The 13,714-nt window shown below is 36.3% G+C and carries 13 protein-coding genes; 7 read left to right on the top strand and 6 right to left on the bottom strand.

Annotation, left to right across the window (positions count from 1 at the left end; all coding sequences use genetic code 11):
* The first annotated feature begins 9 nt into the window (after nt 1–9).
* The 4 genes from KBP46_RS13980 (at nt 10) to KBP46_RS13995 (ending at nt 2,689) form a co-directional block, all read left to right on the top strand.
* Nucleotides 10–552, top strand: coding sequence for a hypothetical protein (locus KBP46_RS13980; RefSeq protein WP_216443510.1), 543 nt, complete (start codon nt 10–12; stop codon nt 550–552).
* Between the two features lie 114 nt (nt 553–666).
* Nucleotides 667–1,587 carry a YafY family protein gene (locus KBP46_RS13985; protein ID WP_123278802.1) on the top strand — a complete coding sequence of 307 codons (921 nt, stop codon included), beginning with the start codon at nt 667–669 and terminating at the stop codon, nt 1,585–1,587.
* 53 nt (nt 1,588–1,640) lie between these two features.
* Nucleotides 1,641–2,258 carry a hypothetical protein gene (locus KBP46_RS13990; RefSeq protein ID WP_227941181.1) on the top strand — a complete coding sequence of 206 codons (618 nt, stop codon included), beginning with the start codon at nt 1,641–1,643 and terminating at the stop codon, nt 2,256–2,258.
* Nucleotides 2,258–2,689 carry a nucleoside deaminase gene (locus KBP46_RS13995; protein ID WP_216443511.1) on the top strand — a complete coding sequence of 144 codons (432 nt, stop codon included), beginning with the start codon at nt 2,258–2,260 and terminating at the stop codon, nt 2,687–2,689. Before KBP46_RS13990 ends, KBP46_RS13995 begins: the two co-directional genes overlap by 1 nt.
* A 69-nt stretch (nt 2,690–2,758) precedes the next feature.
* Here the strand turns inward: KBP46_RS13995 and KBP46_RS14000 are convergent, their stop codons facing one another.
* Together KBP46_RS14000 and KBP46_RS14005 are read right to left on the bottom strand one after the other, a co-directional pair.
* Nucleotides 2,759–3,286: a GNAT family N-acetyltransferase gene (locus KBP46_RS14000; RefSeq protein WP_216443512.1), complete on the bottom strand. Its 528-nt coding sequence runs from the start codon at nt 3,284–3,286 to the stop codon at nt 2,759–2,761.
* 68 nt (nt 3,287–3,354) lie between these two features.
* Complete coding sequence (locus KBP46_RS14005) at nt 3,355–4,113, bottom strand: type III pantothenate kinase (protein ID WP_120232445.1); 759 nt, start codon at nt 4,111–4,113, stop codon at nt 3,355–3,357.
* Between the two features lie 191 nt (nt 4,114–4,304).
* On the opposite strand from KBP46_RS14005, the gene KBP46_RS14010 reads away from it, so the two are divergent.
* Nucleotides 4,305–4,907, top strand: coding sequence for a hypothetical protein (locus tag KBP46_RS14010; RefSeq protein ID WP_148045371.1), 603 nt, complete (start codon nt 4,305–4,307; stop codon nt 4,905–4,907).
* 48 nt (nt 4,908–4,955) lie between these two features.
* Here the strand turns inward: KBP46_RS14010 and KBP46_RS14015 are convergent, their stop codons facing one another.
* The 3 genes from KBP46_RS14015 to KBP46_RS14025 form a co-directional block, all read right to left on the bottom strand.
* Entirely contained in the window at nt 4,956–6,794 is a 1,839-nt protein-coding gene (locus KBP46_RS14015) for a M1 family metallopeptidase (RefSeq protein ID WP_216443513.1), read from the bottom strand.
* A 177-nt stretch (nt 6,795–6,971) separates the two neighbouring features.
* Nucleotides 6,972–7,442: a DinB family protein gene (locus tag KBP46_RS14020; RefSeq protein WP_123278628.1), complete on the bottom strand. Its 471-nt coding sequence runs from the start codon at nt 7,440–7,442 to the stop codon at nt 6,972–6,974.
* Between the two features lie 193 nt (nt 7,443–7,635).
* Complete coding sequence (locus KBP46_RS14025; protein WP_062673162.1) at nt 7,636–9,327, bottom strand: hypothetical protein; 1,692 nt, start codon at nt 9,325–9,327, stop codon at nt 7,636–7,638.
* Nucleotides 9,328–9,630: 303 nt separating this feature from the next.
* Between KBP46_RS14025 and KBP46_RS14030 the strand changes: the two genes are divergently transcribed.
* Both KBP46_RS14030 and KBP46_RS14035 read left to right on the top strand, forming a co-directional pair.
* Entirely contained in the window at nt 9,631–11,826 is a 2,196-nt protein-coding gene (locus KBP46_RS14030) for a glutamine synthetase III (RefSeq protein ID WP_062673160.1), read from the top strand.
* Nucleotides 11,827–12,165: 339 nt separating this feature from the next.
* The gene (locus KBP46_RS14035; protein WP_062673158.1) at nt 12,166–12,876 is read left to right on the top strand and encodes a C40 family peptidase; all 711 of its coding nucleotides are present in this window, start codon (nt 12,166–12,168) and stop codon (nt 12,874–12,876) included.
* A gap of 187 nt (nt 12,877–13,063) precedes the next feature.
* On the opposite strand, the gene KBP46_RS14040 is transcribed toward KBP46_RS14035, so the two are convergent.
* A complete protein-coding gene (locus tag KBP46_RS14040; RefSeq protein WP_123278630.1) occupies nt 13,064–13,645 on the bottom strand; it encodes a pentapeptide repeat-containing protein in 582 nt (193 codons plus the stop codon).
* Nucleotides 13,646–13,714 lie beyond the last annotated feature (69 nt).

Raw genomic sequence — 13,714 nt, forward strand, 5'->3', positions numbered from 1 at the left:
CTAATTATTATGAAAGAAGAAAAAATAGATAAAATCATAATCTCATTAACAGATGTAAAAAAAAATGGGTTGCATAACCCAGATGGTACCTATGTAGGCTTTGATGTACGCACAGAGGACTATAAAGAAAATCCTGAATGGAATGAATTTGATTTCAAAAAAGAAGTTTTTGAAGAACTTTTAGGAGATGACTTTGGGAAGAAAGACTTTTACTATGAACCCAACACATGGGAGTTTGTTGTTGATGCACTGGAAAATAAAATTAGAGATGTACTGAAAACAATGAAAAAAGTACCGGAAGAGCATACCAAAAATCCTATGGAATATTTGAAAACTTACAAAAATGAACATTTTGATCCTATTACAAATCGTTCTATTTTTTATGAAGATGTTAAAGAATTTCTTGGTGAATTATATCATTATAATATTCGGGAAAATGTCAGAGATAAAAACTTATATTATTTTCAACTTTTTTACAATCATCTAAAAAGTAGTTTCAAAGAAGGTTTCCCTTTGTATATTACGGCAGCCACTATTGAAGACCAAAAATAAATGTCTATTTAAAACAAAAATAAAACACGACACGTTTTGTCGCATGAACCGCATATATTTGTCTTATAAAACTTTACCATGAACGCAGCGTTGCTGCACCCTAAAAATAGAGAAATGAAGAAAGATTTTTATCTGACAAGATATGCCTTAATAATTAAAAGATTAGAAAGTTCTCCGGCTACCTATTCACAGCTGGAGGACTATCTTTTAAACTCTTTTGAATTCCAGGATGCGGGAATCAAGAGCTACTCTATCCGTACCCTGCAGAGGGATATCCGGGAGATTTCCGATCTTTTCAATCTCTCCATTCATAACAAAAAGAAGGGAGACAACCGGTATTATATCGAGAGCCGCCCGATTATGGAAGTGGATGAATACAATCAAAAACTTCTTGAGTCCTTCCAGGTGAGCAACGCCCTGAATCTTCATCCGGACTTTTCAGATTTTATCTTTTTTGAAAGCCGTAAACCCACCGGTGTAGAACATTTTTATGATCTGTTCTTCGCCATCAGAAATAAAAGAGTGGTAAGTTTTGAGCACTACAATTACAAGAACAAACTGATGACCTCCAGAAAAGTGCACCCTTTGGCTTTAAAAGAATCTAAAGACCGATGGTATCTTATTGCTATTGATACCAAAGACAAAGTTTTAAAATCATTCGGACTGGACAGGATCAATTATCTGGATGTAGCCAAAAATCAGTTCAGGGAAAAGTACAAATACAACTTCAGGGAGCATTTCAAAAATGCATTCGGAGTGATGAACCTTGCAGAACAAAAACCACAGAACATTGTATTGAAATGCAGCCGACATCAGGGAGAATACATCAGAAGTTTCCCTCTTCATCAATCTCAGAAAGAAACCAAAGAAACACCGGAAGAGATCTATTTTGAGTTCTTCCTCCACCCTACTTATGATTTCATGCAGGAGATTCTTTCTTACGGAAAAGAAGTAACCGTTCTGGAACCGAAAGGTTTAGTTGATGACATCCGCAATCATTTACAGGAATCTTTGAACCGTTATCTTGAAAGCTGATCATCAGGAATATATTTCATATTTTTTGTTATATTTACATAAATAAACCTTTATTGAAAACTTTATTCATTGGCATCAGCTGCTTTATTTCTTCCTTTTTTCTCGCACAGCAGAAAGAAGAGTTCAGACTCGTAAAGAGTTATTATAATCAGCACAGAAATATGCTGAATAAAGAGTTCAAAAAGAAATTTGATGCAGAATCCAATACGGTAAAAAAAGCTGCCATAAAGGGAGACTTCCTTTTTTTCATGAAAAAAATGGATAGCATTGAAAACAATGCCCTGATCGGAGCTTTATTAAAAGTCAGGAATCTGGAAGACCTTCAAACCATTAAAAACCCCAGACTCACCTCATCTGAAAAGTTTGCAGATGCTGAAAAGATTGCGGATTATCCCGGAGGTATCAATTCTTTGAGGCAGGAAGTCGCCAATCTGCTGTATGTTGACGGAGTATATTCTAAAGAGAAGATGATAAAAACGGATGTGGATTTTATTGTTGAAAAAGATGGAACAGTCAGTAATGTTCATGCACAGGGAGATAATTTTACCTTTAATAGACAGGCAGAAATTGCTTTATATTCTCTGGCGGAAAAATTTTCCCCGGCAATGCTGAAGGGCGACCCTACTATTTACCGCTTTAAACTTCCTTTAACTTTAACGATAACAGATTAATGTTTACCGACGAATATTACATGAAAATGGCGCTGCAGGAGGCAGAGGCCGCTTTAGAAAAAGATGAGGTTCCTATCGGATGTGTAGTAGTTTCCAACAACAGAATTATTGCAAGAGCTCACAATCTCACTGAAACATTAAATGACGTGACCGCCCATGCCGAAATGCAGGCCATCACCTCTGCTGCTAACTTCCAGGGAGGAAAATACCTGAAAGACTGTACGCTTTACGTAACGATGGAACCTTGTGTGATGTGCTCAGGCGCACTTTCCTGGTCTCAGATCTCGAAAGTAGTGATTGGAGCGCGGGATGAACAAAGAGGTTTTATCAATAAACATCTTTCTCTCCACCCTAAAACAGAAGTTATTACGGGAATCATGGAAGCGGAATGCTCTTCTATTGTTAAAGAATTTTTTAAAAGTAAAAGATAATTAAAGACAAAAGCCGGAGGATATTGATATTCTCCGGCTTTTAATTTTATAAATAGTAAGACGATCTGTTTAGTCTTTTAAGATACAATATCTCACCAGATCAAAATATTCTCCGTCCTTTTTCATTTCTTTTATCAGAACAGCCTCCTGCTCCATTCCTGCTTTCTCCATAATTCTTCCGGAAGCAGGATTGTGGGGAAAATGAGTAGCAAAAATTTTATTCAGCTTCAATTCATTAAAGCCAAAATCTATTATTGCTTTTGCAGCCTCGGTTACATACCCTTTGTTCCAGTAAGGAATTCCTATCCAGTAGCCAAGTTCAGCTTTATCATCATCTCTGTCATGCAGCCCGATAGCTCCTATGATTTGACCTTCTTTATTCCGGATAGCAAACGTATACCCTGTATTATTTTCAAAAGCTTCTTTCGACATTTTCACCCAGGATCTGGCATCATTTTCCACGTATGGATAAGGAATATTGGAGGTAAGGTCAGAAAAAATCCTATGCTGAAGAAGTTCAACGATAAAAGGGATATCCTTTTCTTCCAGCTGTGAAAGGATCAGTCTTTCGGTTTGTAGTACGGGAAATTTTTCCATTATATTAATTGTAAGATTGAGGAACTAAAGTATCAGCTGGATTCAACCTAAACCTTAATCATTTAAATTTATAAATCTTTTCCGAGGAAATAAAGACCTTTCAAGGTATGGAGCCTGTCCATCACATGAATCTTATCCGTCAGAGGTTTATAGACATGGGAAACTCCTCCTGTTGCCACTACAAAACAATCATCGTTCACTTCCTCATTGATACGGGTTACAAAACCTTCTACCATACCGAGAAAACCATATACCATACCACTTTGCATACAGGTTACCGTATCCAGTCCCAAAACAGATTTTGGTTTCTTCAGCTCGATATCCGGAAGCTGTGCGGTCTGGTTAATCAGTGAATTCAGAGACGTAACAATTCCCGGAGCAATAATTACCCCTAAAGTTTCTCCTGTTTCAGCTACGCAACTTGCTGTAAGGGCTGTTCCGAAATCTATGACAATTTTCTTTCTGTTCGGGTACAGATTATGTGCAGCCACCAGGTTTGCATAGATATCGGTTCCCATCTGCTTAGATTTAGCCTGTACTCCGGAAGGTGTATTTCTGTCAACAATCACAGGATTTGTTCCATGAATTTTTTTGATCCCGGAGCTCATTACTTTGGTAAGCTGAGGTACTACGGATCCGATAATTACCTTATCAATCTCTTTCGGATCAATTTTATAGGTTTGATAGAGCATCAGCATCTGTACATAAAGTTCATCTGCTGTTCTGTAAGGTTTTGTATTGATGACCCACGAAATATCACAATTATCGCCATTGAAAAGACCGAATCTGATATTGCTGTTTCCTACGTTTATTACAATTGAATTCATTGACATATTTTTCAGAAGAAATTCATGATATATAATTGAAATTTCCGCTTGATTTTGAGGCAATAAATTTAATAATTTTAAGAAAAAGAACCTGTCATTATCAAACTAAATTACAATGACACACTTATTTTTTCTTTCCTGAGAACAAATCACTATATTTAATAACACATTATAATTATTCTGACTAACTCATGAAAAAACTGATCCTCGGTACTTTACTATGCCTCAGCGTCACCATTTTTGCGCAATCCGGCAATTCAATGGCAAGCATTTTACAAAAAATAAAGAGTCAGTCGAAAATTGATACTCAGGATAAAACAGTTTATGATCTGATGGATGAGTTTTATCAAAAAAATCTTCAGGCTGACAATGATGAAATGACTCCCGAGTTTACCCACAAACTTCAAAGAGCAGTTTCTGATTCAAATACCAAGAATATACACCTGCTTTATCTTTTTTTGATGTATCAGCAGCATATCAGCCAGGCCGTAGCAGAAGGAAAAAGCCCCAATCCGGTGTTTCAGATAGAAACTATGCATCTTCTGGAAAGCGAAACAAAGGAAGTATATGGAAAGCTCCCGGCAATCATTTACATTTTTAAAGCAGAGGCTTTAGATAGCGGCTCAAAAAAAGAAGAAGCACAAATGACGGTGGCCAGCGGCTTAAAAGAATATCCGGATTCTGTTCCTTTAAAGGTATACAGTTATTTAAATACCAAAGATGAAAATTTGCGGAAGGATCTTACTCAAAATCATCCCAATCACTGGATGGTACAGCAATTTGGAATAAAATAAAAAAAACCACAGATTCATCTGTGGTTTTTTCGTTGTATATGTCTATTGTTATTTCACTTCAACAAAGTTATTTTCCATATTCACATCTGCAATTCTCTGGCTGAAATCAATTCCCAGGACAGATAATTGAGATTTTGTGTAAGGAATGGTAAGCGTATATTCTTTCTGAGTCCAAGGCCAGTAAGGCATTGTTTTAAACTCACCATACGCATCCTTTTCTTTCCATGTATGAGTCATATTCATTGGAATCTGATACGTAACGATCTTCTTATCGGTTGTCATTACGCCAAAATCAATTGGCATTGGAACCTGGCCATTATTGACTAAGGTAATGGTAGTAGATTTTGCATCGTATTTTACATCCTTAATTCCGTAATCGATAGTTTTTGTAGTATTGATCCAGTAGTTATGGAACCATTTCAGATCCATCCCCGAAACTTTCTGTGCAATGTGAAGGAAGTCCCTGTCTGAAGGATGCTTCATACTCCACTGGTCATAATATTGCTTTAAGGTTTCGGCAAGATTCTGCTCTCCCATAATATATCCAAGCTGCACCAGGTATAACTCACCTTTTACATAAGATGCAAATGTGTAAGACGTCCCGTTATCATGGTGATCACCTAACCAAACAGCTGGCTCTTCAATTCCTTTCTTAACAAATTTTCTGTAGGCATCCAATCTTTCAACAAAAGGATTCGGAAGATCTTCAGGGAATAACTGATACATGGTATAGCCTTCCGCATAGCTTGTAAAACCTTCATCCATCCACGGACGTACAGATTCGTTAGTGGCAAGCATCTGCTGATACCATGAGTGAGATCCTTCGTGAGCCATTAATCCCATTAAATCTTTAACACTTTTAGCTTCTCCTAAAATCATGGTACACATCCCGTACTCCATTCCGCCGTCTCCCCCTTGAATAAAGGCATAGGTAGGATATACATATTTTCCGAAATGAGCATTCATGATCTGGAAATACTTCGTGATATACGGCTGAGATTCACCCCACGCTTTCGTTTTATCATTTTTCTGATACACCAGATATACTTTCGGACCTTCCGGAACATTGAAGCTTTCTACAGAATAATCTCTGTCTGCACTCCATGCGAAATCAAGGATGTTTTTTGCCGTCCATTTCCAGATTGCCTTTTTATCTTTTTCCGTTTTTATTTTTGCATTGGCATCATAGCCTTTCACTTCTGAAGGGTTCTCCAGAATTCCTCCTGCTCCAACTACATAATCTTTATTAATCTTAATAGTAACATCAAAATCGGAGAACGGCGCATGAAATTCTCTTCCCAGATAATCGAAAGTTGCCCAGCCATCATAATCGTATTCAGCAATTTTCGGATACCACTGCGTCATGGTCATGTCTACTCCTTCTCTGTTGTTTCTTCCGCTTCTTCTGATCTGCATAGGAATCACAGCATCCCAATCCATTGTAAAGGTAGTCGTAGAATTAGGTTTGATAGGTTCTTCCAGATACACTTTCATAATGGTTTCCTGAACTTCAAATTTCAGCTCTTTCCCATTTTGTTTAATCCAGTGAATGTTCTGAGCTCCTTCCTGGTCTTTTGGAATGAAAGCGAGTCTTGAAATACCGTCTTTCTGAAGTCTCCCATCACCATTTTTTCCCTGTGAAGCTACTCTCTGATCCATCATGGAATTAGGTTTGAAGGCATTCCAGTATAAATGGAAATAAACCACATTCAGCTCATCCGGCGAATTGTTGGTGTATTCTAAAGTTTGTTTTCCCTGATAGGTAAATTTTTCAGCATTAACATCAATATCCATCTTGTACTTCGCAGTCTGCTGATAATAAGCTCCTTGCTGAGCCTGAAATTGTGAAATGATAAACGCAAAAATGATTGCAGCCGATTTTCTCATTTAAAATTTTATTTTTTCTAAAGGTAGGTAATTTAACTAAGAACCTCAAATAGGAGTTATTCTGAGGTTTTATTCTGTTTGTTATGGTTTTAGATGGATTTTATTTCGGGTGGTTAAATTCTTTTTTTAACCTTATTTGTGATCCTTGTCAAGGTTTTAGACCTTGACAAGGATACTTTATCGGCTTTTCAACAGTTTTTTAATTAAAGTAATCTGGCCCAGGTGATAGTAGCTATGCTCAATCATTCCGTCGATATTTCTTCGGTAAGTTCCATATTTTTCATCAACGAAAACCTCATCAAGTTGGGAATCCGGCATTTGTTCCAATAATGCGGCAAACCTTTCAGAATCCGTCCAGAGTTTACTCAACAAGGCTTCCCATTGTTGCTGAGATTCTATGGAAGGAATATCAAAACTGAATTTATCTTTAATCTCAAGATCTCCTCCTTCAAAGACATTGACAATTCCTGCAATATAATAATCAATGTGAAAAGTGAGCATCGCAATAGTATTTAAAGCATCTACTTTTGTTACCGCCTGTTCCCAGCTCACCTCTGAAAGCTGATCTTTAAAATTGGTATTGGCGATCCAGAAACCGTCAAGCAGTACTTCTCTGAATCTTTTGGCAAGTTGTGAAACTGAGCTCATGGATATTTTATTTATGTTTCCTAAAGATAAGTTTTTATTTAAACACAAATGTTACCAATAAAAACCACTATTTTAAACACAATAAAATAGTGCAATTTGTGCAAATACATTTGTGACATTCGTGTTTAACTAATTACAAAAAAACCTCAAATACAAAAGTATCTGAGGTTGATATTATAATATTGAATTACAATTATTTTTTAGCAGAAGCTTCTTTTTTACCACTTCTTAAAATCTTTTCAAGGATTCTTAAAGTAATCAGATACGTTGGTTTCACCCCTGTAAGACCCAACCCTCCTGAAGATAATGTACTTCCTGTTTCCAACGGATTATCAGATGCATAATAAGCATACATTACAAAAAGATCCGGTGAAATATGATGTCTGATTTTAGATGCTACCTGAATGGCTTTCTGATAGTGAGCGCCTTCCATTTCAAGACCAATAGCTTTCCATGAAGTATTCATAAAATATGATAAAATATCTTTATTCTGAAGGGAAGTTCCCAAAACGGTAATCATTGGCCCTTCAAAAGCTTTTAATTCATCATCTTTAAAGTCTTCCAGTTTTAAGGCATTTTCAAAAGGATAATTATCTGCTGTTCCTTCAAAGATATGGGAAGTAGGAATCATGATATCACCTTTCTCTCCGGTAAGAATACCTGCTTTACCCATAATGGAAACAGATTTTACATGCATCATATACACTTCTCCTTTATGCTCAAAAGGTCTAAGTAATTCATCCATTACTTCAAAAGCCTGCTCTCCGAATGCGTAGTCAAAAACCATTACCACATCATCTCCTCCGAACTTGCAGTCTGCAAATGGCGTATTTTTCAGGTCTGTTTTGCTGAGGTCTATGATCTGTACATCAATATTACTTCCACTCTTATCTGCAATATGAATCATCCCTTCATCCAAAGCATATTTTAAAACTTTATCACGAAGTTCTTTCTTGTTGGAGATCTCTTCATACAGTTTATAATCCACCTCGTGGTGCTGCTTCTTTTTAAGGGCATTATTGGCATACAGCATATTTTTCACCGAGTGCATGTTGGCTGAAATAATATGTAACGGACGCATATGAAGATCATTTTCAAATAAAACCTCTTTCACTTTGTTCGCCCATTTTTCTCCAAAATAGTGGTGACCTACTCTTTCTTTTAATATAGAACTGAAATGAATCTCTCTTTCTCTGCTTCCTTTTGCATCATCAAGACTTACTTTTGCTAAGTTGTAAATGATTTTAAACAGACGGTCAGGATTATGATCGTCACCAAAAGTATTATAAGCTCTTAAAGTCTCATCAAAAGATCTTCCTATTAAAGAAGAAAGATGAATAAGTGCTACTTCTTTTTCTTTTCTACTGTATTTCTTTTCACCTTTTACCACTTCTTCAATAATTTTGAAGGCACGTGTCGGCTTCCAGTTTTCATCCTGGATAAATGCCAGATTACGGACTTTGTCAGCTTCTATAAAAAGGAAGGTAAGGTGGGTAAGAATATCATAAATTTCGGAACGGCCCAAAAGAACCTCAATATTCATCTGGTGTTCGTCTATTCTATAACAGTTTCTTCTTCTTTTCTTCGGAACAATGGGTTCGAAACTTCCTTTATCAAACCCTTCATCAGATGTAAGATGAATAAAAGCACATTCTTCAATTCCTTCCGGAAGTCTGTCCAGTACATACATCAAACCGTCAAGTTCCAATTTACTTGGAATATTCATGGTTCCATAAATTTCGGGATTGATGGTCTTCAACAAACTTCTGATACTTTCTCCTGAAACTCCGCCCGGCTTGAAAAATCCTCTATAAAATAGGTGTCTCATAGAGATATATAGTCTTTCAATAGCCTCTGTGGTTTCTCTTGCTCTAGAATTTGTCATAAAATAAATTTCACACAAATATACAAAATCTTTGCCCACTTTATTTTAACTGTCTTTTAACAAGTCGTTTAATCCCATCGTATTATTTTAATTTGCACAATATACAGTATATTTACATTGACATCTATAAAACAGGCGCGAATTCTCACATCTTAAACATTAAATCACAAACACCCCTGTTAAAAAACACCAAACAATTGTTTAAATTATATAAATTTTCAGATCACCCCTAAAATTTTTAGGGTTAAAATATTTTTGATTCATTTTTTTTGTAAATTTGCGCTGTAAAAAATCAACCCAATTATGTCAACCTTAAGATTCAAAGCATTAGAAACCCTTCCATTTAAGGATTTCAGAAAAGACAACTCTGTTGAGATCCCTGCGAAATTATCAGAGCTATTCTGTAAAAATGTTTTCTCAGAAGAAACCATGAGAGAATATTTAACAAAAGAAGCATTCGGTTCTATCATGGATGCGATTAAAAAAGGAACTAAGATCCAGAGACATATTGCAGATCAGGTAGCTGTAGCGATGAAAGACTGGGCAATGAGCAAAGGGGTAACCCACTACACGCACTGGTTCCAGCCTTTAACAGGTACTACTGCAGAAAAGCACGATTCTTTCTTTACACCCATTGAAGGAGGAAGAGCAATTGAAAGATTCAGCGGAAACATGCTTATCCAACAGGAACCAGACGCATCGTCTTTCCCTAACGGAGGTATCAGAAATACTTTTGAAGCAAGAGGTTATACAGCCTGGGATCCTACGTCTCCGGCATTCATTATGGGAACTACATTATGTATTCCTTCCATCTTTATCTCTTATACAGGAGAAACACTAGATTACAAAGCACCTCTTTTGAGAGCTTTGAATGCTGTAGATGAGGCTGCGACTAACGTAATGCAGTATTTTGACAAAAACGTAACGAAGGTAACTCCTACTTTGGGTTGGGAGCAGGAATATTTCCTTGTTGATTCAGCATTATACCAATCTCGTCCTGACCTTGTATTAACAGGTAAGACCTTATTAGGACATTCTCCTGCAAAGGGGCAGCAATTGGACGACCACTATTTCGGTTCTATTCCTACAAGAGTAATGAACTTCATGAAAGAGCTGGAAATCGAATGTATGAAGTTAGGAATTCCTGCAACAACAAGACACAACGAGGTTGCCCCTAACCAGTTTGAGCTTGCTCCAATGTTTGAAGAAGTAAACGTTGCGGTAGACCACAACTCTCTGTTGATGGACATCATGGCAAGAGTAGCTCACAAACACCACTTCCACATTCTTTTCCACGAAAAACCATTCGCGGGAGTAAACGGAAGCGGAAAACACAACAACTGGTCATTAGCAACAGATACTGGTGAAAACCTTTTAAGCCCTGGAAAGAATCCAAAGAAAAACTTACAGTTCTTAACATTCTTTGTTAACACGATTAAAGCTGTTCACGAATATGCAGACCTTTTAAGAGCAAGTATTGCTTCTGCAAGCAATGACCACAGACTTGGTGCCAACGAAGCTCCTCCTGCAATTATTTCCGTATTTATCGGAACCCAGTTGTTCAGTGTATTGGAAGAACTTGAAAAAGTAACCAACGGAAAACTATCTCCGGAAGAAAAAACAGAATTAAAATTAAATGTAGTCGGAAAGATTCCAGAAATCCTGTTAGATAACACAGACAGAAACAGAACTTCTCCATTTGCATTTACAGGAAATAAATTTGAAATCAGAGCGGTAGGTTCTTCTGCAAACTGCGCAGAGTCCATGACCGTAATGAATACTATTGCTGCAAAACAGCTTAATGATTTCAAGAAAGAAGTGGATGCTTTAATTGAAACAGGTCTTAAGAAAGACGAAGCCATCTTCAACGTATTGAGAGAATACATCAAGCAGTGTAAAAACATTATGTTTGAAGGAGACGGATATTCTGATGACTGGGCGAAAGAAGCTAAGAAAAGAGGATTAAACAACCTTAAAACCACTCCTGAAGCTTTGAAACAGGAAATGGATAAGAAGTTCTTAGATCTGTATGAAGAAATGGGAATTTTCAACCACAGAGAAGTGGAAGCAAGAAACGAAATCAAGCTAGAGAAATATTCTACAGTAATTGATATCGAATCAAGAGTATTAGGAGATATCGCAAGAAACCACATCATTCCTTCCGCATTAAATTATCAGAACAGATTAATTGAAAATGTAAAAGGTCTTAAAGAAATCTTTGGTGATAAAGAGTTCAAATCTTTGGCAAAAGAACAAATGAGTTTAATTACAAGCATTTCTGAAAATGTTTCTAAAATTAAACTTGGGGTTGAAGAACTTCTAAAAGCGAGAGAAACTGCCAAAGGTATTTCAGACAGCCAAAAACAGGCAGAAAGCTATTGTAATAAAGTAAAACCATTATTCGATCCGATCAGAGAAGCTTCTGACGCACTGGAAATGATGGTGGACGATGAGCTTTGGCCGATGACAAAATACAGAGAAATGTTGTTTACAAAATAACGTCCTGTAAAGTTCCATATTAGTTTAAATTCCTCGGTTTTCCGGGGAATTTTTTTGTTTTATTAACAACCCTTAAAATTAGAGTTTTATGTCACAAAACCTGATTTCTAGAAGAAAGTCGATTAGGTTTGTTAAAGAATCTTAATAAAAAAAACCGCACACTTACCAAAAACAGGCTGTTGCGGTTTATTTTTCTTTAACATATGTAAATTATATGTTAAAATGTGTTAAAATAAGATCCTGACAATTATCATATCAGGGGTCTTTTGCTCGGAATCTCTACTTTTGTAATGCTTTTGAAAATAAATATTCCTTTTTAACACGGATAATCAAATATATATGAAGAAAAGAGTTTTGTTTTATTTAGTTGCTTTAGTTACTACAGTTTCATTGCAATCGTGTGCTACAAATTATGTGGTTTCAAAACCAGCAACTTACACAAAAGAATACAAAACAGATGCCAAACTAGCTTCTATAGATAACAAAAAAATGGAGCAGGATAAGCAAAAACTTATCGACTCTTTCCTTGCAGAAAAGGCGGCATCTATCGCTAGTGCTAAAAAAGCAGTTAAGAATTCTGAAATTGCAAAAGCAATCAAACATAATAAAACCATTGACGGTATCCTTGAAGAAGCTGAAACATACCTTGGAACTCCTTACAGATATGGAGGAACAACCAGAAACGGTATCGATTGTTCAGCTTTTGTTCTTTCTGTATTCGGAGCAGCAGCAGGGCTTAGCTTACCTAGAGTAGCGGCTTCTCAGGCTCAGGAAGGAGAGAGAGTTGAAAAAGGAGAGCTACAGAAAGGAGACTTAATTTTCTTTTCTCACGGAAGAAGAATTTCTCACGTAGGTATTGTAGAAAGTGTTTCTGAAGAGGGTGAGATTAAATTTATCCACGCAGCAACATCAAAAGGGGTAATGATTTCTTCACTGAATGATTCTTATTGGGGACCTAAGTTCAGATTCGCAAAAAGAGTGATCAACGAAGAAGGAGAAGCTTACAATAACTTAGCTGCTACTACTCTTGCTACACCTGCAAATTTTTAATTTTATAAATAATTGATTTAAATAATGAAGCCGTCAGAAATCTGACGGCTTTTTTATGTGCTCATTTTTGGCAAGTTTTCGCTAAAACCAATATGGGAATAACAGTTAAAGAGAAAAGCGGTTAAAATCCGCTCCTATTGATTTAATTTTGAAATTTTAATATAGCAGTTATACACGGCTGAAGATATCAACTGTTCTTGTCAATTTCAATATCTAATTTATACAGTAGTCCATAGATTTCAGAAAGTGAAAATCTAGCCTTTTTAAGCTTATTTAAAGCCGGATCTATCGAATAGTTTACCGATGTCCGGAAATCAGCCTTTTCGAGGTTTGTAGCATCAAAAACAGCGCCTGACAGATCACAATTACTAAAGACGGCATTTGATAAATCACATTCACTAAAATCGACCTCAATTAACTTGGTATTTTTGAAAACTGTTTTCTTAATGGATGTCTGATAAAAAACGGAATTATGTAAAGCACTTCCATCAAATCTGAAAGAGAGTCCGAATGCATTACATTCATTGAACTGAAGCCCGAACATTTTACATTCTTTGAAGATCACGTTATGGAATGCTGTTTTTATCAATTTTGCCATGCTGAGGTTACACTCGATAAACTCACAGTCCGTAAAGCTGAAGCCAGATAGGTTTCCATACTCAAAATTACAGTTTCTGAATGTGCAGTTTTCATACTCACTTTTTTCTAAAGGAAGTTGCGTGAAATCTTTGCTCTCGAAATCTTCGTCTGAGAAATAGGATTGTTTCATAAAAATGTGTTGATGAAGTTGATTTTGAAAACGAATTGGTCAGCAGAACAATGATAAACTTCCATCATT

The sequence above is a fragment of the Chryseobacterium sp. PCH239 genome (assembly GCF_018924625.1).
GTDB classification, from domain to species: Bacteria; Bacteroidota; Bacteroidia; order Flavobacteriales; family Weeksellaceae; genus Chryseobacterium; species Chryseobacterium cucumeris.